This is a genomic window from Paractinoplanes abujensis, from assembly GCF_014204895.1.
Taxonomy (GTDB): Bacteria; Actinomycetota; Actinomycetes; order Mycobacteriales; family Micromonosporaceae; genus Actinoplanes; species Actinoplanes abujensis.
Genome location: NZ_JACHMF010000001.1, coordinates 2,126,158 through 2,147,769 on the forward strand (window position 1 = coordinate 2,126,158; position 21,612 = coordinate 2,147,769).

General features: G+C 71.6%; 23 protein-coding genes. 17 read left to right on the forward strand and 6 right to left on the reverse strand.

Annotated features, from left to right (window positions below; all coding sequences use genetic code 11):
• Positions 1-62 precede the first annotated feature (62 nt).
• Both glnII and BKA14_RS09220 read left to right on the forward strand, forming a co-directional pair.
• Entirely contained in the window at positions 63-1,073 is a 1,011-nt protein-coding gene (glnII, locus tag BKA14_RS09215) for a glutamine synthetase (protein WP_184950490.1), read from the forward strand.
• Positions 1,074-1,079: 6 nt separating this feature from the next.
• Complete coding sequence (locus BKA14_RS09220) at positions 1,080-1,841, forward strand: N-formylglutamate amidohydrolase (protein WP_184950491.1); 762 nt, start codon at positions 1,080-1,082, stop codon at positions 1,839-1,841.
• On the opposite strand, the gene BKA14_RS09225 is transcribed toward BKA14_RS09220, so the two are convergent.
• Together BKA14_RS09225 and BKA14_RS09230 are read right to left on the reverse strand one after the other, a co-directional pair.
• A complete protein-coding gene (locus BKA14_RS09225) occupies positions 1,838-2,302 on the reverse strand; it encodes a molybdenum cofactor biosysynthesis protein (RefSeq protein ID WP_184950492.1) in 465 nt (154 codons plus the stop codon). The two genes, BKA14_RS09220 and BKA14_RS09225, sit on opposite strands and share 4 nt — an antisense overlap.
• Before the next feature lie 9 nt (positions 2,303-2,311).
• Positions 2,312-3,622 carry a neutral zinc metallopeptidase gene (locus tag BKA14_RS09230; protein WP_184950493.1) on the reverse strand — a complete coding sequence of 437 codons (1,311 nt, stop codon included), beginning with the start codon at positions 3,620-3,622 and terminating at the stop codon, positions 2,312-2,314.
• 88 nt (positions 3,623-3,710) lie between these two features.
• Between BKA14_RS09230 and BKA14_RS09235 the strand changes: the two genes are divergently transcribed.
• Positions 3,711-4,553 (forward strand): hypothetical protein, encoded by an 843-nt coding sequence (locus tag BKA14_RS09235; RefSeq protein ID WP_184950494.1) that lies wholly within the window; start codon positions 3,711-3,713, stop codon positions 4,551-4,553.
• Here the strand turns inward: BKA14_RS09235 and BKA14_RS09240 are convergent.
• The 3 genes from BKA14_RS09240 to BKA14_RS09250 form a co-directional block, all read right to left on the reverse strand.
• Positions 4,550-6,184: an ABC-F family ATP-binding cassette domain-containing protein gene (locus tag BKA14_RS09240; protein ID WP_184950495.1), complete on the reverse strand. Its 1,635-nt coding sequence runs from the start codon at positions 6,182-6,184 to the stop codon at positions 4,550-4,552. The two genes, BKA14_RS09235 and BKA14_RS09240, sit on opposite strands and share 4 nt — an antisense overlap.
• A gap of 53 nt (positions 6,185-6,237) precedes the next feature.
• Positions 6,238-7,056 carry a PhzF family phenazine biosynthesis protein gene (locus tag BKA14_RS09245; RefSeq protein ID WP_184950496.1) on the reverse strand — a complete coding sequence of 273 codons (819 nt, stop codon included), beginning with the start codon at positions 7,054-7,056 and terminating at the stop codon, positions 6,238-6,240.
• A gap of 918 nt (positions 7,057-7,974) precedes the next feature.
• On the reverse strand, positions 7,975-8,562 hold the full coding sequence (locus tag BKA14_RS09250) for a COG1361 family protein (protein ID WP_184950497.1): 588 nt from the start codon (positions 8,560-8,562) through the stop codon (positions 7,975-7,977).
• 85 nt (positions 8,563-8,647) lie between these two features.
• Here BKA14_RS09250 and BKA14_RS09255 point away from each other — a divergent pair, with 85 nt between their 5' ends.
• The 3 genes from BKA14_RS09255 to BKA14_RS09265 all read left to right on the forward strand — a co-directional run bounded on the left by BKA14_RS09255 (position 8,648) and on the right by BKA14_RS09265 (position 13,180).
• A complete protein-coding gene (locus BKA14_RS09255) occupies positions 8,648-10,066 on the forward strand; it encodes a sigma 54-interacting transcriptional regulator (protein ID WP_184950498.1) in 1,419 nt (472 codons plus the stop codon).
• A gap of 1 nt (position 10,067) precedes the next feature.
• Positions 10,068-12,020 carry a vWA domain-containing protein gene (locus tag BKA14_RS09260; RefSeq protein ID WP_184950499.1) on the forward strand — a complete coding sequence of 651 codons (1,953 nt, stop codon included), beginning with the start codon at positions 10,068-10,070 and terminating at the stop codon, positions 12,018-12,020.
• A gap of 197 nt (positions 12,021-12,217) precedes the next feature.
• A complete protein-coding gene (locus tag BKA14_RS09265) occupies positions 12,218-13,180 on the forward strand; it encodes a helix-turn-helix transcriptional regulator (protein WP_184950500.1) in 963 nt (320 codons plus the stop codon).
• On the opposite strand, the gene BKA14_RS09270 is transcribed toward BKA14_RS09265, so the two are convergent.
• Complete coding sequence (locus BKA14_RS09270) at positions 13,171-14,088, reverse strand: SDR family oxidoreductase (protein ID WP_184950501.1); 918 nt, start codon at positions 14,086-14,088, stop codon at positions 13,171-13,173. The genes BKA14_RS09265 and BKA14_RS09270 overlap by 10 nt on opposite strands.
• Before the next feature lie 264 nt (positions 14,089-14,352).
• Here BKA14_RS09270 and clsA point away from each other — a divergent pair, with 264 nt between their 5' ends.
• The 11 genes from clsA to BKA14_RS09325 all read left to right on the forward strand — a co-directional run bounded on the left by clsA (position 14,353) and on the right by BKA14_RS09325 (position 21,611).
• Positions 14,353-14,955, forward strand: a complete 603-nt coding sequence (gene clsA / locus BKA14_RS09275) for a cardiolipin synthase ClsA (protein WP_184950502.1) — start codon at positions 14,353-14,355, stop codon at positions 14,953-14,955.
• Positions 14,955-15,881, forward strand: a complete 927-nt coding sequence (locus BKA14_RS09280) for a DUF881 domain-containing protein (protein ID WP_184950503.1) — start codon at positions 14,955-14,957, stop codon at positions 15,879-15,881. Before clsA ends, BKA14_RS09280 begins: the two co-directional genes overlap by 1 nt.
• A complete protein-coding gene (locus BKA14_RS09285) occupies positions 15,878-16,210 on the forward strand; it encodes a small basic family protein (RefSeq protein ID WP_184950504.1) in 333 nt (110 codons plus the stop codon). The genes BKA14_RS09280 and BKA14_RS09285 overlap by 4 nt, the downstream gene beginning before the upstream one ends.
• A 113-nt stretch (positions 16,211-16,323) precedes the next feature.
• The gene (locus BKA14_RS09290) at positions 16,324-17,256 is read left to right on the forward strand and encodes a DUF881 domain-containing protein (protein ID WP_438861940.1); all 933 of its coding nucleotides are present in this window, start codon (positions 16,324-16,326) and stop codon (positions 17,254-17,256) included.
• Positions 17,257-17,293: 37 nt separating this feature from the next.
• The gene (gene gcvH, locus BKA14_RS09295; protein WP_184950506.1) at positions 17,294-17,674 is read left to right on the forward strand and encodes a glycine cleavage system protein GcvH; all 381 of its coding nucleotides are present in this window, start codon (positions 17,294-17,296) and stop codon (positions 17,672-17,674) included.
• A 166-nt stretch (positions 17,675-17,840) separates the two neighbouring features.
• Positions 17,841-18,287 carry an oxoglutarate dehydrogenase inhibitor Odhl gene (odhI, locus tag BKA14_RS09300; protein ID WP_184950507.1) on the forward strand — a complete coding sequence of 149 codons (447 nt, stop codon included), beginning with the start codon at positions 17,841-17,843 and terminating at the stop codon, positions 18,285-18,287.
• A gap of 74 nt (positions 18,288-18,361) precedes the next feature.
• Complete coding sequence (gene ftsR, locus BKA14_RS09305) at positions 18,362-19,033, forward strand: transcriptional regulator FtsR (protein WP_184950508.1); 672 nt, start codon at positions 18,362-18,364, stop codon at positions 19,031-19,033.
• 121 nt (positions 19,034-19,154) lie between these two features.
• On the forward strand, positions 19,155-19,622 hold the full coding sequence (locus BKA14_RS09310; RefSeq protein WP_184950509.1) for a bifunctional nuclease family protein: 468 nt from the start codon (positions 19,155-19,157) through the stop codon (positions 19,620-19,622).
• Positions 19,623-19,782: 160 nt separating this feature from the next.
• On the forward strand, positions 19,783-20,337 hold the full coding sequence (locus tag BKA14_RS09315; RefSeq protein ID WP_184950510.1) for a MerR family transcriptional regulator: 555 nt from the start codon (positions 19,783-19,785) through the stop codon (positions 20,335-20,337).
• Positions 20,327-20,938 carry a hypothetical protein gene (locus BKA14_RS09320; RefSeq protein WP_184950511.1) on the forward strand — a complete coding sequence of 204 codons (612 nt, stop codon included), beginning with the start codon at positions 20,327-20,329 and terminating at the stop codon, positions 20,936-20,938. Before BKA14_RS09315 ends, BKA14_RS09320 begins: the two co-directional genes overlap by 11 nt.
• Before the next feature lie 61 nt (positions 20,939-20,999).
• Positions 21,000-21,611: a class I SAM-dependent methyltransferase gene (locus BKA14_RS09325; protein ID WP_184950512.1), complete on the forward strand. Its 612-nt coding sequence runs from the start codon at positions 21,000-21,002 to the stop codon at positions 21,609-21,611.
• Position 21,612: the final 1 nt, after the last annotated feature.

Below are 21,612 nucleotides of genomic sequence, written 5' to 3' on the forward strand. Positions count from 1 at the left end.
TGAGAGTGATCAAGCGTCGGTAGCCTTCTGCGAGTCCGGAACCCCCTGATAAGGAGATCGCTTTGCCGTTCAAGGCTGAATACATCTGGGTCGACGGCACGCAGCCGACCGCCAAGCTGCGCTCGAAGACCAAGATCGTCGAGGACGGCGCGGAGCTGCCGATCTGGGGCTTCGACGGCTCCAGCACCAACCAGGCGCCCGGCGACAAGTCCGACTGCGTGCTCAAGCCCGTCTTCACCTGCCCCGACCCGATCCGCGGGGGCAAGAACGTGCTGGTCATGTGCGAGGTGCTGCTGATCGACGGCACGCCGCACCCGACCAACACCCGCGCCGCGTGCGCCGAGGTGGCGGCCAAGTTCGCCGACCAGGAGCCGATCTTCGGCATCGAGCAGGAGTACACGTTCTTCAAGGACGGCCGCCCGCTGGGCTTCCCGATCGGCGGCGGCTACCCGGCCCCGCAGGGCGGCTACTACTGCGGCGTCGGCTCCGACGAGGTCTTCGGCCGCGCGATCGTCGAGGCCCACATGGACCTGTGCCTCGAGGCCGGCCTGCACCTGTCCGGCATCAACGCCGAGGTCATGCCCGGCCAGTGGGAGTTCCAGATCGGCCCGGTCGGCGCGCCGGCCGTGGCCGACGAGCTGTGGATCGCCCGGTGGCTGCTCTACCGCGTCGCCGAGGACTACAACGTCTCCGCCACCCTCGACCCCAAGCCGGTCAAGGGCGACTGGAACGGCGCCGGCGCGCACACCAACTTCTCCACCAACGCCATGCGCTCGAACTACGAGGCGATCATCAAGGCCGCCGAGTCGATGGGCGCCGAGGGCAAGGTGGAGGAGCACGTGGCCGGGTACGGCGCCGACATCGAGCACCGCCTGACCGGCATGCACGAGACCGCCCCCTGGAGCAAGTACAGCTACGGCGTCTCCGACCGCGGCGCCTCGGTGCGCATCCCGTGGCAGGTGGAGAAGGACGGCAAGGGTTACATCGAGGACCGCCGGCCCAACGCCAACTGCGACCCGTACGTCGTGACCCGCCTGATCGTCAACACGGTGTGCTCGGCCCTGGCCGAGTAGGTCCCCGTGTTCCACGTGCTGCCCGGCGACCCGGGCTCGCCGGTGATCCTCCACGTGCCGCACGCGTCACGAGAGCTCACCGAGCGGGCCCGGGCCGGCCTGCTGCTCGACGAGGCGGGGCTGACCGACGAGCTCGATCATCTGACCGACGCGCACACCGACCTGATCGCGCTGCGGGCCGCCGACACCGCGCCGGTACGGCCGTGGATCTTCGCCAACGGGCTGTCGCGCCTGGTCGTGGACCCCGAGCGGTTCCCCGACGAGCGCGAGGAGATGCGCGCCGTCGGCATGGGGGCGGTCTACACCCACGGCTACGCGGGCCGGCGGCTGCGGGCGGCCGAGTTCGCGGGCGGGGAGCTGCTCGACGAGCATTTCCATCCGTACGCGCAAGGGTTCACCGACCTGGTGACCGAGCGGCTGGCCGCCACCGGACGGGCCGTGATCATCGACGTGCACTCCTACCCCCGGCGGGCGCTGCCTTACGAGCTGCACGGCGACGGCCCCCGCCCGCAGATCTGCCTGGGCACCGACGACTTCCACACCCCGGACGACCTGGTGGCCGCGGCCCGCGCCGCCTTCGGGGCCTACGAGGTCGCGATCAACACCCCGTTCGCCGGCGCCTACGTCCCGCTGACCCACTACGGCCGCGACGAGGCGGTGTCGGCCCTCATGGTGGAGATCCGCCGCGACACGTACATGACCGAACCCGCGGGCGACCCCCACGAGGGCCTGGGCGACGTGGCCGACGCCCTGGCCGCCCTGATCTAGGACACCGTCACCGGGCCGGCGCGCAGGAAGCCGTCGTCGAGCGGTGTGCAGCGGATGCCGCCCTTGCCGCGCAGAGCCTTCCACGCGCCGGGCCCGACGGTCACCTCCATCCACGCGCACGGGTGGGCCCTGCGGTTGACCTGCAGGCGCACCGGCCCGTCGCCGGAGTCGAGGGTCAGCACCGAGCCGACCAGGTCGTCCACGGGCACGCCGGCCAGCAGGATGTTGCGCCGCACGGCGATCAGGCCCGCGCCCGCGGGCAGCGACTCCCGGCTGATCACGGTGACGCTCGCGTCGCGGTGCGCCGGCTGGGCGAAGTAGCGGTCGCCCACGACCCCCAGCCCGGCCCGCACCTCGATCACGTCGACCAGCTCACCGGGCGGCGCGGGCGCGGGACCCGCCGCCGGCCGGCCGGAGAACCGGTGGATCGGCGACGCGAGCAGCTCCACGATCTCCGGCACCGGCCCAGCTTAGGACGTGCACGCCTGCAGGCCCTTGAGGGTGCCCTCCCGGTAGGCGGCAATCCGGTCGAACGCGGTGGGGCCCTCGCCCTCGCCGGCCCGGCCGAAGGCCAGCAGCGCCTGCACGGCCTCGTCGAGGTCGCCGGGGGAGAGGGTGACCTTGCTGTCCCGGCCGCGGGTGAGCAGGTCGTTGGTCCACGAGCCGGCCAGGCAGTCGACGGTCAGCTGGCCCGGCTCGGTGCGGGTCGGCTCGCCCCGGCGGTCCTGCGCGGCCCGGGCGAACAAGTCGCCCATCAGCATGCCCAGCGCGAAGTCGCCGATCCGCTGGTGCAGGGCCGGGCCCAGCCCGGTGCTGTCGAACGCCACGAAGTCGCCGTCGGGGCAGTAGAACGCGCGGCCCTCGGCCGAGGCGTCCGGCTGCGGGCAGTCCGGCGGGTTGCCCGCGCGGAACGGCTGGATCGGCAGGTCGGCCCACTGCGCGCCCCCGCTCAGCTGGGGGTAGGTGCGCTGCCAGTACGCCTGGGCGTCGTCGGCCAGCAACGACACCGCCTGGTCGTACGCCAGGTTGCCGCCGCTCTCGGCGTCCTCGCGGGTGGTGAAGGGCACCTCGGTCACCGGCAGGTTCTGCCGGTTGTAGCCGGCGCAGGTGCGCACGCCCTCCTCGACACCGTCCTGCAACGCGCGGATGCGGTCGAAGGCGTTGCCGTGCGCGCCCTCGGCCTGCGCCGGGGTGCCCGGCTGGTCGCGCAGGGTCAGCACACCGGCCACGGCGTCGTCGAGCTGCGCCGGCGTCACGTCCTTGAAGCCGGTCGACTTGCCGGCCAGCACGTCGGACAGCCAGGCCCCGGCGTAACAGTCGGCCTGCTGCTCGAGCACGACGGTGGGCTGGCCGGTGGTGTCGCCGAGCCGGGTCTGGATGGCGTGCCCGTACTCGTGGGCGATCACCACGCCGACCAGCAGCGGGCCGTAGTCGTTCTCCAGCTCGGGGATGAGCTGCTGGGCGTCCCACGCGATGAAGTCGTCGGGTGGGCAGTAGAAGGCGTTCGGCTCGTACGAGGCCTGCTGGCCCCCGCACGACGGCGGCGGGTCGGCCTTCGAGTATGGGAAGTAGCCGCCCTGCACCTTGGTGAACTTGTCGCCGCCGGAGACGCTGCCGAACTCGGCCGTCCAGAAGCGTTCCACATCGCTCAGTGCCGCGGTGACCGTGTCGCCGCTGGTGGTGCGGCGCGTCGGCCGGTCCTCCTCCAGGGGCACGATGCTGCACCCGGTCAGCCCCACCACCGCGACCAGCGCGGACACGAACAGGCGCTTCGCCGCCATCGGCTTCTCCTCACCACAGCTACCTTGCCGACGGTAGTTCCCCAAGTCGGCGGAACATGAACCGCTCGGCAGGGACTACGGTGTGCGCATGCTGCCAGAGGCGAGCGTGGGGGTGCCGGCGCACCGCGGTGGGCTGCTGGTACGTCAGCCGGCCCTGACCGTGGGCGTGGTCCAGATCATTGCGCGTCCGTCCGGTCTGGACGTCGAGCTGATCGCCCGGCGCGGCGTTCCCGGCCCACCCGCGGCCCGGCACTTGCTCCCCCCGTACGACGAAGGGGTCGACCTGCGCGTGGGCCGGCTCGACGACACCGGCCGCGCGCGCTGGGAGTACGGCTCGGTGGCCTCCGACGGCGCGACATGGCGCACCCGGACCCGGTTCCCCACCACGTACGACCAGTTCGAGCTGGTGCTGGCCTGGCCCGAGATCGGCTTCGCGGAGTTCACGACGGTGCTCCCGCTGCCCGGCCGCGACGAGGTCGAACGCGGCTGCGCCTCGGTCTGGCAGGCGCCGGTGTTCATGGCCCCCGTGCCGGCCGGGGTCCGCCGCCGGCCCGCCGCCGGGTTCCTCGACACCCCGCCGCTGGAGAACGGCCGGATCTGCGCCCGGCCCCGGGTGCTGGCCCGCGAACAGGACGGTGTGGTGGTGCTGACCCGGCTCACCGAGGTCGGCGGCGTCCTGTCGATGGCCGTGGAGAGTCACAGCCGGGTCCGGTTGCCGGTCGGCACCATCGGGCCGTGGGGGGCCACGATCGCCGTGCTGCGCGACCGGGACGCGGTGGTCCTCGACCCGTACGAGGGGGAGGCCGGCGACCACTTCGCGTCCGGCGAGTTCGTCCTGCCCCGCCCGCCCGGCCAGGTGCTCGACCTGGTGGTGTCGTGGCCCGCCGTGGGCCTGGCCGGCGTGCGCGCCACGATCCCCCTCGAGCCCTAGCCGGTCACCTTGCCGTCGGCCACCTGCAGATGCCTGGTGGTGGTGACCGCCTCCAGCATCCGGCGGTCGTGCGTGACCAGCAGAAGCGTTCCCGCGTAGGAGGCCAGCGCCGACTCCAGCTGCTCGATGGCGGGCAGGTCGAGGTGGTTGGTGGGTTCGTCGAGCACGAGCAGGTTGACGCCGCGGGCCTGCAGCAGGGCCAGGGCGGCCCGGGTGCGTTCACCGGGGGACAGGCTCGCGGCGGGCCGGGGCACGTGCGCGGACCGCAGCCCGAACTTGGCCAGCAGCGTGCGCACGTCGGCGTCGCTCATCTCGGGCACGGCCGCGCCGAAGGCCGCCATCAGCGGCCGGTCGCCCAGGAAGAGCCCGCGCGCCTGATCGATCTCGCCGACGACCACGCCCGAGCCCAGATGGGCGTCACCCTCGTCGAGACCGATTCTCTGCAGGAGCGCCGCCAGCAGCGTCGACTTGCCGGACCCGTTGGCGCCCGTGATCGCGACCCGGTCGGCCCAGTCGATCTGCAGCGTGACCGGCCCCAGCTGGAAGTCCCCACGCCGCACGACCGCGTCGCGCAGGGTGGCCACGACCGCACCCGAGCGGGGCGCCGCGGCGATCTCCATCCGCAGCTCCCACTCCTTGCGCGGCTCCTCGACCACCTCCAGCCGCTCGATCATCTTCTCGGTCTGCCGGGCCTTGGCCGCCTGCTTCTCGCTCGACTCGGCCCGGTACGCCTTGCCGATCTTGTCGTTGTCGGTCGACTTGCGCCGCGCGTTCTTGACGCCCTTGTCCATCCAGGCCCGCTGCATCCGCGCCCGTTCCAGCAGGTCGTCCTTCTTGTCGGCGTACTCCTCGAAGTCCTGCCGGGCCTGCCGCCGCGCCCGGTCGCGCTCCTCCAGGTAGGACGCGTAGCCGCCGCCGTACAGCGTGACCTGCTGCTGCGCCAGATCGAGTTCGAGGACCTTGGTGACCGTACGGGTGAGGAACTCGCGGTCGTGGCTGACCAGCAAAGTGCCCTTCTTGATGCGCTCGACGAACGCTTCCAGGCGGCGCAGCCCGTCCAGGTCGAGGTCGTTGGTCGGCTCGTCCAGCAGATAGATGTCATACCGGCTGAGCAGCAGCGACGCCATGCCCGCGCGGGCCGCCTGACCCCCCGAGAGCGCGGTCATCGGGTGGTCGAGCCCCACGGCCAGACCCAGCTCGGCGGCGACCTGCTCGGCCCGCTCGTCGAGGTCGGCGCCGCCCAGGTCCAGCCAGCGTTCCAGGGCCGTCGCGTACTCGTCGTCGGCGCCCCGGGCCCCCGCGGTCAGCCGCTCGGTCGCGACGTCGAGCTGCTGCTGGGCCGGGCCCACACCCGTGCGGCGAGCCAGGAAGTCGCGGACCGTCTCACCCTCGCGGCGCTCCCGCTCCTGCGGCAGGTAGCCCACAGTCGCCGTGGGCGGGCTCAGCGACACCGTGCCGCTCTCCACCGGCACCAGCCCGGCCAGCGTGCGCAGCAGCGTCGTCTTGCCCGCCCCGTTCACGCCGACCAGGCCGATCACGTCGCCCGGCGCGACCACCAGGTCGAGCCCGGAGAACAGGACGCGGTCGCCGTGCCCAGCGGCGAGCTCACGGGCAATCACAGTGGCGCTCATCTCGCCGCAATCCTAGAAGTTCGCCGTTTCCGCGCGACCATCGGCACCGCGTTCTACGCCGTCGCCATCGGGACCGCGTTGCCGCTGACCCGCACCTGGGAATCGCCCGGCACCAGCTGCACCGTGAGCCGGCTGGGCCGCCCCATGTCGTCGCCCTGCCGCACCTCGAGGGTCGCGGCCTCGGGCACCAGGCCGAGCGCCCGCAGATAGCCACCCAGCGCGGCCGCCGCCGCCCCGGTCGCCGGGTCCTCCACCACACCCCCGACCGGGAACGGATTGCGCACGTCGAAGCTCGTCTGCCCGGAACGGAAGATCAGCTGGACGGTCGTCCAGCCCTGCGCCAGCATCAAACCCTTGAGCGCCTCGAAGTCGTACGCGAGGTCGGCCAGCCGCTCCCGCGTGCGCGCGGCCAGCACCGGGTGGTGCGCCCCCGCGTAGGCCACCCGCGGCGGCAACGCCGGATCGAGATCGTCAGCGCTCCACCCCAACGCGGTCAGCAGGGCATCCAGGGCGGGCAGGTCCCTGATCGACGCAGGCACGCTGGTCAACGTGGCCCGCCCGCGCTCGTCGACCGTGACCGGCACCTCACCGGCATTGGTCGTGAACCGGTGTTGCCCCGGCCCGAGCGCGACCGCCGTGGCCACCGTCGCATGCCCGCAGAAGGGGACCTCGGCCAGCGGGCTGAAATACCGCACGCGGAAGTGCCCGTCGCCGTGGTCGGCGGTGATGAACGCGGTCTCGGAGTAGCCGACGTCGGCCGCGATCTTCTGCATCGCCGCGTCGTCCAGGCCGCCCGCGTCCCGCACCACCCCGGCCGGGTTGCCGCCGCGGGGGTCGTCGGTGAAGGCCGCGTAACGCTCGATGGTCGCCATGGCGGCAAGACTGCCCTGCTCCGGTTCCGGGCGCCAGCCCCATTCCGCAACCCCGATACCGGGGCCCGGCTGGGTGTCCGGCCTGTTCGAGAAAGATTGCGGCTCGTGAAGGGCAGGGGTCCGATAGCGGCAGGCAATCGGCTTGGTGACAGCGCAACGGCACAACGGCCGGCCCGAACGAAGTAACATCCGGTCAGCTGAGGGTGGAGGTCTCAATGGTGATGCTTGATACTCAGCTGGCATCGGCGGCCCTTCGGGAGAAGGACTCGCCTCTCTGCTTCTCGGTCGCCTCGACGACGCTTCAAGAAATTGTCGGGATGCAGTGCGGTGAGAACAGGAGGAACCGCTTCTATCTCCCCGTTATCCGGACTGAGGATCAGCTCTGGGCGCATGCTGGCATGCTGAGGGACAAGAGTTGGGCGACCTGGAGAGCCTTACGGCGGAAACCGCACAGTGATCGCTTGATCATGTATTTCGGGCAAGATCATCCGACGGTCTGCCACGGTGCTGTCTGCCGCTTGCTCGCTCAGTGCGTTCCAGCCGGAACCCGCCCTGCGTATTTTCGCGGCGCACGCCCGGGTGGCGTTGCCCAAGGCGGCCCATGTGCACGCGAATCAATATTTCAGGATGCTGGCGGCGAGTTCCGTGCGATATCTGACACTGACATTGGATATCGCAGAGATGGCGCTTCAACTTCTTGTTGATTTCAAGGAGTTCGAAAGAACGTTTAATTACCACGGACCAGGTAGTCGCGGATGTTGCTGACGCTGTTCTAGGTGCCCCGACCAGCAGTATCGCGGCCGATCGCTTTGAGCTCGACTTCCGGGAACCAGCGCCATCCAGGCGTCGCAGTCCGGAAAGTAAGGGTTACATCAATGTGCGCTGGCGGGCTCACGCACGTTGAGGCCCGGCCACGGGTCAGCGAGGCGCCGGGCTTTGCGGGGACAGCACCCACTGCCCCGACGGGAAGGACTGGCCGAGTTTCACCGACAGCGTCAGCAACGCCGGCCGGGCGCCGGGCGGCACGTCGAAGGTCATGGCGAGCACGATCTCCGACCCCGGGCCGACCTCCGAGGGACGGGCGCCGCGCGGCGACAGCAGCTCGACGCGCGCGGGCTTGAGCCGGCCGGCCCGGTCGGTGTCCAGCAGGGCGGCGCCCCCGTCCGCGAACGAGCCGTCGATCGGCTTGGTGCCGACGTTGCGCACGCGAACGGTGAACGTCGCCGGGTCGGGGCCGAGGTCTGCCCGGAGCTGGACGGAGAGGTCGGGCTCGCCCCCGAGCGACACCGGGCTGGAGAGCGGAACCGGACCGATGACGGGCATGAGCGGCTCGAGCGGATTGACGTACGGCTCGAAGAGCGGGACCCGCTCGATGTAGGGCCGCCGCGCGCCGGCGTAGTCCTCCGGCGGCGCGATCCGGTCGACCGCATGAGCGAGGCCGCCGGCGGCCACGGCGATGACGACCACGGCGGTCGCCGCCCGCAGCCAGGGGTACTTCTCCGTCACAGCCCCGCCGGATCGGCGGGGCGGCCGCGAAGCTGAGGAAGCGACGGGCGGCAAGTTGTCACAACCTCGGAGTAGCGTTCTTGCGGTGACAGACGCACCAACCGCGATCACACCCCCATCCGACCTTCCGCGCACTCTGGGCGAACTGAAAGCCTCGGGTCACGAGTTCAAGACCGTGAAGCAGGAGCTGCGCGACAACCTGCTGGCCCGCCTGCGCGACGGCGGGCCCCGCTTCCCCGGCATCGTGGGCTACGACGACACCGTCCTGCCCGAGGTCGAGCGGGCCTTGCTGGCCGGGCACGACATGGTTCTGCTCGGCGAACGGGGCCAGGGCAAGACCCGGCTCATCCGTGGGCTGATCGGCCTGCTCGACGAGTGGACTCCGGTCATCACCGGCTCCGAGCTGCACGAACACCCGTATCACCCGCTGACCCCGGCCAGCCGCCGGCTCGTGCAGGAGACCGGTGACCTGTTGCCGATCTCGTGGCTGCACCGTTCCGAGCGGTACGGCGAGAAGCTGGCCACCCCCGACACCAGCGTGGGCGACCTGATCGGCGACGTCGACCCGATCAAGGTGGCCGAGGGCCGCGCCCTGGGCGACCCCGACACGATTCACTTCGGGCTGGTCCCCCGCACCAACAGGGGCATCTTCGCCGTCAACGAGCTGCCCGACCTGGCCGAACGCATCCAGGTGTCGCTGCTCAACGTGCTGGAGGAGCGGGACATCCAGGTCCGCGGCTACCAGCTGCGGCTCCCGCTCGACCTGCTGCTCGTGGCGTCGGCCAACCCGGAGGACTACACCAACCGCGGCCGCATCATCACGCCGCTCAAGGACAGGTTCGGCGCCGAGATCCGCACGCACTACCCGGTCGACCTGGCGCTGGAGACCGAGCTCATCCGGCAGGAGGCCGACCTGGTCGCGGCCGTGCCCGAGCACCTGCTCGACGTGCTGGCCCGCTACACCCGCGCGGTCCGCGAGTCGCCGTCGGTCGACGCCCGCTCGGGCATCTCGGCCCGGTTCGCCATCGCCGCCGCCGAGACGGTCGCGGCCAGCGCCCTGCGGCGCAGCGGCCTGCGGCAGGAACGTGAGGCCGTGGCCCGCATCGGTGACACCGTGTCGGTCACCTCGACGCTCCGGGGCAAGGTCGAGTTCGAGAGCGGCGAGGAGGGCCGCGAGACCGAGGTGCTCAGCCACCTGCTGCGGGTCGCCACCGCCGAGACGTTCCGGGACCGGCTGGGCGGGCTCGACCTGTCCGGTTTCACCGAGCTGGTCGCCGAGGGCGCCATCATCGAGACCGGCGACCTGGTCAGCGCGGAGGAGCTGCTGGGCCAGATCGGCACCGTGCCCGGCCTGGCCAAGGTGCTCGACCGGCTCGGCCTGGGCGACGCCCCCAGCCCGGGGCAGGCCGCATCCGGCATCGAGTTCGTGCTCGAGGGGCTGCATCTGACCAGACGGCTGGCCAAGGAGCTCACCGACGACGGCCGCACCCTGTACGGGAGCTGACATGGCCGGCAATCGGTTCCGTTATGGCGCGTGGCGGGACGGGCCCGACCCGCTCGCCCCGCCGTACGACGTGCGCGCCGCCGTCGACGAGGTCGGCGAACGCGTCCTCGAGGGCGACAACCTGCGCGACGTGCTCCGCGACCTGATCCGCCGCGGGCCGCGGGACGGCCGCGGGCTCGACTCGCTGCGCGACCGCGCCCGCCGGATGCGCCGCGACGCCCTGCGCCGGGGCAACCTGGACGGCGCCGTCACCCGGGCCCAGCAGCTGCTCGACCAGGCCGTGGCCACCGAGCGCGACGAGCTGCGGGCCCGCGACGACGACGGGTCCCGCTTCGCCGAGGCGGTGCTCGACAACCTGCCCCGGTCCACGTCGCGGGCGGTCGAGGAACTCTCCGACTACAACTGGGCGTCCGACGAGGCCCGCCGGCTCTACCAGCAGATCCTCGACGGGTTGCGCCGCGAGGTGGTCGAGCAGCGGTTCGCGGGCATGAAGCAGGCCCTCGAACAGGGCGACTTCGACGGCGTCAACGAGATGGTGTCCGACCTCAACGACCTGCTCGAGAAGCACGCCCGCGGCGAGGACACCGGCGACGCGTTCCAGCAGTTCATGGCCAAGCACGGCCAGTTCTTCCCGGAAAATCCGCAGAACGTCGAGGAGCTCGTCGACTCCCTGGCCCGGCGGGCCGCGGCGGCCGAGCGGCTCATGCGTTCGCTCAGCCCGCAGCAGCAGGAGGAACTGTCCCGGCTGATGGACCAGGCCCTGGGCGACGGCCCGCTGCGGGGCCAGCTGGGCCGGATGACCGACAACCTGCGCGCGCTGCGGCCCAACCTGAACTGGGGTCGCGGCGAACGGGTGCGCGGCCCCAACGACCTGGGCTACGGCGACGCGGCCTCGGCCCTGGGCGAGATCGGCGAACTGGACGAACTGCTCGACCAGCTCGGGCAGGAACATCCGGGGGCCACGCTCGACGACGTGGACGTCGACATGGTCGAACGCCAGCTGGGCCGGGGCGCGGCCGACGACGTCCGGCGGCTGCGGGAGCTGGAACGGGAGCTGACCCGTCAGGGCTGGGTGACCCGCGACGCCGAGGGCCTCACGCTCTCGCCCAAGGCGCTGCGCCGGCTCGGGCGTACGGCGTTGGCGCAGGTCTTCGACGACCTGTCGGGCCGCAAGCAGGGGCAGCACGACCTGCGCGACGCCGGAGCGGCGGGCGACCTGATCGGCTCGTCGCGGCGCTGGGAGTTCGGTGACGAGCAGCCCCTCGACGTGGTGCGCACCATCGGCAACGCGGTCCGGCGGCGGGCCGGAGCCGGCGGGGTGGGCGTGCTGCCCGTCCGGCTCGAACCCGACGACTTCGAGGTCGCCGAGACCGAGCGGCGCGCCTCGGCCGCGGTCGCACTGCTGGTCGACCTGTCCTACTCGATGTTCGCCGACGGCCGCTGGGGCCCGATGAAACAGACCGCGCTCGCGCTGTCCCACCTCGTCGAGACCCAGTTCCCGCAGGACTCGCTGCAGATCATCGGCTTCGGCCCGTACGCGTCGACCCTGTCGCAGGGCCAGCTCGCCGCGATCGAGCCGTCGATGGAGAAGGGCACCAACCTGCAGCACGCCCTCAACCTGGCCGGCCGGCACCTGCGGCGGCACCCCGGAGCCGAACCGGTCGTGCTGGTCGTCACCGACGGCGAACCGACGGCGCACCTCGAGGACGGCGAGGCCAGGTTCTGGTGGCCGCCGCTGCCCGAGACGATCCGCGCCACCGTCCACGAGGTCGATCACCTGACGCGGTACGGGGCCACGCTCAACTTCTTCATGCTGGGCGAGGACCCGGGCCTGCAACGCTTCGTGGCCAAGGTCGCCGAACGCAACGGCGGCCGCGTCTTCAGCCCGGACGCCGAAGAGCTGGGGCGTTATGTCGTTGACGACTACGTGCGGGCGCGCCGGGGGAGACGCTGACGATCAAAAGCCGAAAGCCGATGTCCTCGCGGGGTGGGGGGTACGAACCGTCGCTCCCGCGAGGACCCGGCCGGCCCGAGCAGGGCGCTGGCGCGCCCGGAACGCTCGAGCCGGCCGGGCGACGTGAGTGAGTGGTTGCGCTCGAGAACCGTGCGCGGGATTGGTGGCACCGGAGGGGCCCCGGGCACAATGCGGGGATGCGGGCGGCCCGGCTGATCAATCTGGTGCTTCTGTTGCAGGCGCGGGGGACGATGACCGCGGCCGAGCTGGCGGCTGAGCTCGAAGTTTCGGAGCGCACGGTCTATCGGGACGTCGTCGCGCTGTCGGCGGCGGGTGTGCCGGTCTACGCCCAGCAGGGCCGGGTCGGTGGGTATCGGCTCGTGGACGGCTACCGGACCCGGCTGACCGGTTTGTCGCGGGCCGAGGCGGAGGCGTTGTTCCTGGCGGGGCTGCCCGGACCGGCCCGCGAGATGGGCATGACCGAGGCGGCGGAGACGGCCCGGCTCAAGATCCTGGCGGCGTTGCCGGCGGGGCTGCAGGAGGCGTCGGAGCGGGCCGGGCAGCGGTTCCACCTGGACGCGCCGGGCTGGTTCCACGATCCGCAGACGCCGCCGGTGCTGGCGGGACTGGCGCAGGCCGTGTGGCACGACCAGGAACTGGCGATCACCTATCAGCGGCACGACGAGGTGACCCGTACGGTCTCGCCGTACGGGCTGGTCCTCAAGAACGGCGTCTGGTATCTCGTCGGCCAGGTGGGGGAGGACCTGCGCACCTATCGCGCCGACCGGATCACCGGGGCCGAGCCGACCGGGCGGCGGTTCGAGCGGGACGCGGCCTTCGCGCTCCAGGAGTTCTGGGCCGAGCGGGCCGTCGCGTTCGTGCGGCAGATGCTGCGTGAGGTCATCACGATCCGGCTCAGCCCGGACGGCGTACGGGTGCTGCGGTTCGTGGCCGAGACGATCGCGTACGACGAGGCGATGGTGGAGGCGGACCGGCCGGATCCGCAGGGGTGGGTGCGGACCCGGCTGCGGGTGGAGTCGCTCGACGTCGCCTACTCGTACATGCTGCGGCTCGGCCCGCACGTGGAGGTGCTCGAACCCCAAGCGCTGCGCACGCGGACGGCCGAGGCAGCGCAAAGAACCATGGACCTCTACCGGTAGCCGGTTACGTCGGCGGGCTTGCCGGGGTCCTGCACCTCGACGAGGTAGCGCCAGGCGTCGGGCCGGCTCCCGTCGAGGTCGGTGAAGCCGTACACCCGGGCCAGCTCACCGCTCGAGGTGGACTTGCCGTTCCAGCGTGCCCGGCCGGGGTCGGCGGCCAGGGCGGCCACGGCCCGGCCCACGTACGCGGGGGATTCCGAGATCGCGAAGTGGGGTTCCCGCGCGGCACCGTCAAGCCAGTTGTCCTCGGTCACGCCGAAGTGGTCGAGCATCATCTCGGAGCGCAGCCAGCCCGGGGTGAGCGCGACCGACGTGCCGCCGTGCGGGGCGAGTTCCTGCGCCCAGGCGAACGCGAGCCGGTTCACCGCCGTCTTGGCCAGGTCGTAGAAGACCGACAGCCGGTAGTTGGCCTCGTTGTAGGCCGTGGTGCCGTCGCCCATCTCGACGACGAGACCGCCCGGGTTGCGGATCAGCAGCGGCATCGCGAAGTGCGCGGTCGTGATGTGCGTGTCGACGGCCAGGCGCAGCAGCCGGAAGCCGTTGTCGAGCGACTGCTCCCAGACGGGTTTGTTCCAGGTCGCCAGGGGGTCTCCGCCCCACACGTCGTTGACCAGCACGTCGAGCCGCCCCTGCTCGTCGTCGATCCGCTGCACGAGGTCGGCCACCCGGGAGGGGACGAGGTGGTCGACGGCGACCGCGATGCCCGTGCCGCCGGCCGCGGTGACCAGGTCCGCGGTCTCCTCGATCGTCTCGGGCCGGTTCATCTCGGAGCGCTGCCCGCGGGTGCTGCGCCCGGTCGCGTACACGGTCGCCCCGGCCGCCCCCAGCTGCACCGCGATCTGCCGCCCGGCGCCGCGGGTGGCCCCGGCCACGAGTGCGATCTTGCCGGTCAATGGTTGTTCTGCCATGCCGCCGACTCTTCCGCCAAAACCTGACAGCCGGTGTCCGTCTTTCCGCACCCCGCGTCGCACCGATAAAACTAGGTTCCTAGGATGGCGGACACGATGTGCGACACGTGACGGGTCCGCGACTCGGATTCTGAAGCTCGTTATAGTTGCTCGGCGAGTGGCCGGTGGGGGGCCCGGGCGTCGGGGGACGCGTGCATCCGGGCCGGCGTATGCCGGGGTCAGGCCGGGTCGTTGCCCGGCTCCGGAGGGGGAGAGGAAGTCGCGATGTCGCAGCAGCCTGCGCCGTCCGTCGCTGCCCCGTCCAACCGGATCTGGACGATCCCGAACGTCATCAGCTTCATCCGCCTGCTCGGCGTGCCGCTCTTCCTGTACCTTCTGCTCGGTCCGCAGCACGACGTGGCCGCGGTGATCGTGCTGGCCGTGGGCGGCACCACCGACTGGGTCGACGGCTACGTGGCCCGGCGGATGAATTCGGTGAGCCGGCTCGGTGAGCTGCTCGACCCGTTCGCCGACCGCCTCTACATCCTGGCCACGCTGATCGGCTTCACCGTGCGCGGCGTCGTGCCGTACTGGCTGACCGGTGCCCTGCTGCTGCGGGAGGCCGTGCTGGCCGTGGCCCTGCTGGGGCTGCGCCGGCACGGGTTCGGCCCGCCGCCCGTGCACTACGTGGGCAAGACCGGCACGTTCGTGCTGCTGGCGGCGTTCCCGGTGATCCTGCTGGCCGCGGCCGTGCCGTCGATCGACTCCTGGGCCGGCCCGATCGGGTGGGGCCTGGCCTGGTGGGCACTTGGGCTCTACTGGGCGGCCGGTGTCCTCTATCTGGCGCAGACCGTGCAATTGCTGCGGTCCTCCCGGACGGCCCCGTGATGCCGGACGCCGACGAGCAGCCCTCGAAGCGGACCTTCCAGCCCGACTTCCTGACGGAGCTGTTCCGTAATCCGCTCGACCCCGGCTACGCCGACGCGGCCGCCCGCAAGCAGCGCGACGGCGAACCGACCGGCGTGCGCAAGAAGCTGTCCAGCGGCGCGCTCGCGGTGACCCTGGTCGCGCTGGGTGTCCTGCTGGTGATGGCGTACAAGCAGACGGTCAAGGACGAGCCGGCCCGGACGACGGCCCGCGCCGAACTGGTCCAGCAGGTGCAGAACCGCCGGGAGACGACCGCCGAGCTGCAGGACCGGGCCGACAAGCTGGCCGACGAGGTGTCCGACCTGCGCGAGGCCGAGCTCACCGACGACGAGGTGCAGCGGCTGCGCGACACCGAGGCAGCGACCGGTCTGGCCGCGGTGCGCGGCTCGGGCGCCACGATCACGGTGGGCGACGGCCCCACGCCGGTCGACCCGGTCACCGGTGAGCGCAACACGGTGGCCCGGGTCAAGGACTCCGACCTGCAGCTGGCCGCGAACGCGTTGTGGTCGCTGGGGGCCGAGGCGATCGCCATCAACGGGCAGCGGCTGACCGCGACGTCGACGATCCGGCAGGCCGGCGAGGCGATCCTGGTCGACCTGCGGCCGGTCACCACCCCGTACGAGGTGGTCGCACTCGGCCCCGGCGACCTGGCCCGCGATTTCCGGTCGGGCTACGCGGGCCGGTTCTTCGACCAGCTGTCGGCCAAGTACGGCATGTCCTTCGACGCCCGCGAGACCACCGATGTGCGGCTCGACGCGGCGACCGAGCTCAAGCTGCGGGTGGCTCAGCCCTCCACGCCGCCGCCCGCCCTCTCGACCCTGACTTCTCCCGGTTCGGCCTCCTCCCCGGCCGAGCCGTCCCGCTCGACGTCGGAAGGCGGCCGATGATCGCCGTACTCGCCCTGATCGCCGGTGTCGCCCTGGGCATCGTGTTCGATCCCACCGTGCCGGTGGTCCTGCAGCCCTATTTGCCGATCGCGGTGGTGGCGGCGCTGGACGCGGTGTTCGGCGGGGTGCGGGCGCGGCTCGACGGCATCTTCGACGACAAGCAGTTCGTCGTCTCGTTCATCTCGAACGTGCTGGTGGCCGCGCTGATCGTGTATCTCGGCGACCAGCTCGGCGTGGGCACCCAGCTCTCCACGGGCGTCGTGGTCGTCCTCGGCGTGCGCATCTTCGGCAATGTGGCGGCGATCCGCCGGCACCTGTTCCGGGCCTGATCGGGGGAGTGATGACCGACCAGAACGAGCCCGAGCCGGGCATGCCGGCCGCGGGTCGCAAACCGCCGCCCGGCGACGAGGAACCGACGGAGGTGCGGCCGGCGCCGGCCGCCATGGACTCCCGGACCGTCGAGCTGGACGGGCCGACGCGGCCGCTGTCCGTGCCGCGCGAGACGCCGCCGGTGCCGTCACCCGATCCAGTGACACCGGAGCAGTCGGCACAACCCGATCCGGGCGAGACCACGCGGGTGCTCGAACCGCCGGTCAAGGCGCCCGAACCGGACCCTGAGCCGGCCCCGGTCGAGGAGCGGTCCGAGCCCGTACGGCAAGAAGCTCCTCCCGGTGCCCGCGGGCTCTTCCAGAAGCGGCCCAGCTCGGCCGGAGCGCTGATCCTGGTGCTGCTGGCGTTGTTCGGGTTCACGCTGGCGGTGCAGCTCAAGAGCAACGACAGCGACGAGGGCCTGGCCGGCGCGCGTCAGGAGGACCTGGTGCGCATCCTGAGCGACCTGGAGGCGCGCGACAGCCGCCTGCAGAGCGAGATCAGCGCCCTGGAGACCAGCCAGCGTCAGCTCACCTCGGGCGTGGCGGGCCGGCAGGCGGCGCTGGCCGAGGCGCAGAAGCGTTCCGACGAGCTGGGCCTGCTGGCGGGCACCCTGGCCGGGCGCGGTCCGGGTCTGCGGATCGTGATCGACGGGGTCAAGGCCGGCGCGATCCTCAACACGGTGCAGGAGTTGCGCGGCGCCGGTGGTGAGGTGATGCAGATCGCCGGGGCGGGCGGCCGGCCCGTACGGATCGTGGCGTCGAGCTATTTCGTCGACGCCGAGGGCGGCGGCATCGTGGCCGACGGTCAGGGCCTGTCCGGGCCGTACGTGCTGACCGTGATCGGGCAGCCGTCGGTCATGCAGACGGCGCTGCAGATCCCGGGCGGGGTGGTGGCGTCGGTGAACAGTGACGGCGGTAGCGTGACGTTGGAACAACGGACCTTGGTCGAAGTGACCGCGATCCGGGACGCCAAGACCATGCAATACGCACGTCCGGCCTCCTGATGAGGGCGCCGGGAATCGTGACAACGGGAGAGAACGCGTGATTCCTGAGGACCTGCGGTACACGGCGGAACACGAGTGGGTGGCCGGCGACGGCAGCGGGCCCGTGCGGGTGGGCATCACTCATTTCGCGCAGGATGCACTGGGCGACATCGTGTTCGTGCAGCTGCCCGACGAGGGCACCGAGGTGGCGGCGGGCGACTCGCTCGGCGAGATCGAGTCGACCAAGAGCGTGTCGGAGATCTACGCCCCGCTGGCGGGCACGATCGTTGCCAAGAACGCCTCGCTGACCGACGAGCCCGAGTTGATCAACGCCGAGCCCTACGCGGCGGGCTGGCTGGTCGAGATCGCGCCGGCCGATTCCGGCGCGGTGGCGCAGTTGCTCGACGCCGATGCCTATAAAGCCTTGACGGAGAACTGATTCCCGTCAGTGTGTCCGGTTGCCCCGCGATATTGGCCCTGACTAGGGTTGCGGGGCACAACCTTGTTATCTCTTTGAAACCGATAGTCGTGCGTCCAAGCCTTACGGCGCGGCCGGGGGAGACCTTTGCCGCACGCCACGACCAACTGATCCGTGAGGTGGTCCGATGACGCGCCCAGACGACGAGTTCCCCCCACTCGACGTCACGTCCACGCTGAACCTCGGCGCCCTCGACGAGGTGCTCGAGGGTCCCGACACCGACGTGGTGCCGAGCCGCATGTCGGCCTCGCTCCCGCCCGGGATGGCGCTGCTGGTGGTGCGCCGGGGTCCCAACGCGGGCGCCCGCTTCCTGCTGGACCACGACGTGACGACCAGTGGACGTCACCCCGACAGTGACATCTTCCTCGACGACGTGACGGTCTCGCGCCGCCACGCCGAGTTCCACCGCGACGGCGGCACGTTCACGGTGCGCGACGTGGGTTCGCTCAACGGCACCTACGTCAACCGGGAGCGGGTCGAGGCGGCCACGCTCAGCAACGGCGACGAGGTCCAGATCGGCAAGTTCCGGCTGGTGTTCATCGCTGGTCCGCGGCCCGAGGCCGAGGGCAGCTAGGGGTGTCTGTGTCGGGGGCGGCCGCGCGCGACCCGGGGGCCTCGCGTCCCCAGGGCGGGCGTGAGCCTGCGCTGATGAGCATCGGGGAGGTGCTGGCCCATCTGCGCACCGAGTTCCCCGACACCACGATCTCCAAGTTGCGGTTCCTGGAGGCGGAGGGGCTGGTCGATCCTCAGCGCACCGCCTCCGGGTACAGGAAGTACTCGTGGAACGACGTGGCGCGGCTGAGGTTCGTCCTCACCGCGCAACGCGATCAGTATCTTCCGCTGCGGGTGATCCGCGAGCAGCTCGACCGCATGGAGTCCGAGGAGCCGGTGGCGCCGAGCCGCCCGGCCCTGGTCGCCGTGGGGGCCGAGAAGGCGGCTGATCCGTCCGACACCCGGGTCCCCCGGGAGGATGTGATGGAGCGCACGGGCGCCCCGGCCGAGCTGCTCGACGAGCTCGAGCGCATGGGCCTGGTCACCGCGCGGCCGCCGGGGTGGTACGACGGCGATGCCGTGGTCATCGTCGAGGCCGTGGTGGGTCTCACGAAGTACGGGTTGGAAGTGCGTCATCTGCGCGGGTTCCGGGCCGCCGCGGATCGTGAGGTAGGCCTGTTCACGCAGCTCCTGGCGCCGCTGGTGCGCCAGAGCGACCCGGCCGCACGGGCCCGGGCCAATGAGACGGCCCGGGATCTGCAGGCGCTCTCACAGCGTCTGCATGCTGCATTGGTCCGGGCCGGGCTGCGCGGCGAACTCGGTCGCTGAGGCCGGTTCGCCTAGGCTTTCCAAGGGTATGCGGCACCGGTGGGATCCGGACGGCGTGCGTGTACCGTGCAGGATAGGGGCAGCCGTTGCGGGCGGCGCGAAAACGACACGGAGGCGGGCGGTGCGCGAGCTGAGCGTGGTCGGAGTTCGGGTGGAGCTGCCGAGCAACCAGCCGATCGTCCTGCTGCGAGAAGTTGACGGTGATCGGTATCTGCCGATCTGGATCGGTGCGGTCGAGGCGACCGCCATCGCGTACGAGCAGCAGGGTGTCAAACCCGCCCGTCCGCTGACCCACGATCTGCTGCGCGACATCCTGGCCGCCCTCGAGGCGCCGTTGACCGCGGTCGAGATCACCGAGCTGAAGGACAACGTCTTCTACGCCGATCTGCTGATCGGTGAGGACGGGGTGCGGGTCTCGGCCCGGCCCAGCGACTCGATCGCCCTCGCCCTGCGGGTCGGCGCGCCGATCCGCTGCGCCGACGAGGTGCTCACCGAGGCCGGGATCGTCATCCCCGACGAGCAGGAGGACGAGGTCGAGAAGTTCCGCGAGTTCCTCGACCAGGTCCGCCCGGAGGATTTCGCCGGCTGAGCGTCCCCCTGAGGCGTCCCCGGCGCGAGGGAAAGATCGACAACGGCCTCGCCCGTGCGCGGCGTGTCGTCGCGTTACCTAGCTGTTTCGGCGGGCCCTGAGATATACGCTCGTGAAGTCCAGGTGAAGCGGCGGCACCGCGCAGCGGGGAGGTGGTCGCGTGCACGAGCAGCCCCTTGAACATGAGGGTCCCCTCGTCGGCGAGGACGGCTCGGTCGGTTATCGCGGGGTGACGGCGTGCCAGGCGGTCGGCATCAGCTACCGCCAGCTCGACTACTGGGCGCGCACGACTCTGGTCGTGCCCAGCATCCGTGACGCGTCCGGCTCGGGCACCCAGCGGCTCTACTCGTTCCGCGACCTGGTGGTCCTCAAGGTGGTCAAGCGCCTGCTCGACGCGGGCGTGTCGTTGCAGAACATCCGCCGGGCGATCGAGACGCTGCGCTCGCGCGGCGTGGAGGACCTGGCCGGCATCACCCTCATCTCCGACGGCACGACGGTCTACGAGTGCCGCTCCCCGGAGGAGGTGGTCGACCTGCTGCAGGGCGGCCAGGGCGTGTTCGGCATCGCCATCGGCGGCGCCTTCAAGGAGATCCAGGGTTCACTGACCAACCTGCCGGCCGAACCGGCCGCCGGCCCGGTCCCGGTGGGGTCCGATCCGCAGCCGTCGGCGGGCGACGAACTGGCGGCCCGCCGGGCCCGCAAGCGTGCCGGCTGACGTTCTCGAACAGGGCGGCGAACGCCGCGGGTTCTTCTCCCGCCCGCCCGGCAAGGCCTTGATCGCCGTGCTGGCCGTGGCCGCGGTGGCCGGGATCGCGGTCAGCGAGTTCCAGCGGCGGGAGAGCCGCGAGCACCGGGCGGCGCCGCAGCCGGCTGTCTCGTCGTTGCCGTTCGAGCCGGGCCGGGTGCGTCTGGCCGACGAGCCGACGCAGGGCTCGGCGTTCGAGAACACCGCGAAGGACTTCGTGCTCCAGGTGTCCCTGCAGAACCACAACCAGAGCCCGGCCCGGGTCCGCGGCATGGCGATGCCGGACCGGGATCCCGCCTTCGCTCGCCTGGCCGTCGCCGTGATGCCCGGGTTCGCGACCGGCGCGGAGGTCTCCTACGACGAGGTCGCCGCGGCCGCCGCCCGTGCGGTGCCCCTCGACCCGGGCGCGGTCGCCCAGCTCACCGTGGCCGGCCGCCTGCGCTGCACCCCGCGCCCGGCCGACCTCGACTGGCTCATGGTGTCGGTGGAGGACCAGCCGGTTCAGGTCGAGCTGCCGGACTTCGACGGGCGGCCCTGGCCCGCCTACGTCGCCGCGATGCTGTGCAGTTAGGCGTTTGCGGTTCCGGCAAACTTTGTAGGCGGTGCGACCGCCGCTGCCGCAGGCTGGGCGCATGAACAACGAACAAGCGTGGGACGCCCGGTACGCCGGGAGCGACCGGATCTGGAGCGGCCGGCCGAACGTGGTGCTGGTGCGCGAGGTGAGCGACCTGCCCGCCGGCCGGGCCCTGGATCTGGGCTGCGGCGAGGGCGGCGACGCGATCTGGCTGGCCGAGCGGGGCTGGCAGGTCACCGCGGTCGACATCTCCGGGGTGGCGCTGCAACGGGCGCGTGAGCACGCCGCCGAGCGGGGCGTGCCCACGATCGACTTTCAGCGGCGCGACCTGACGGCCGAGTTCCCCGACGGCCGGTACGACCTGGTCAGCGCGCAGTTCCTGCACCACTGGGGCGCGTTCGACCGGGAGGGGATTTTGCGCCGGGCGGCGGCCGCCGTGGCGCCGGGCGGAGTGCTGCTGATCGAGGGGCACATGGACACCGGGCCGGTGCACCGCCCCGAGCACGACGACATGCCGCCGCTGCCCGGTCCGGACGAGGTGGTCAAGAGCCTCGCGCTGGGCGACGAGTGGGAGGTCCTGCTGGCCGAGGAGCACCCGCGCGAGCACGTGATCGACGGCGTGGCGCATCACCGCACCGACAACACCGTCAAACTCCGCCGCACGGCTTGAC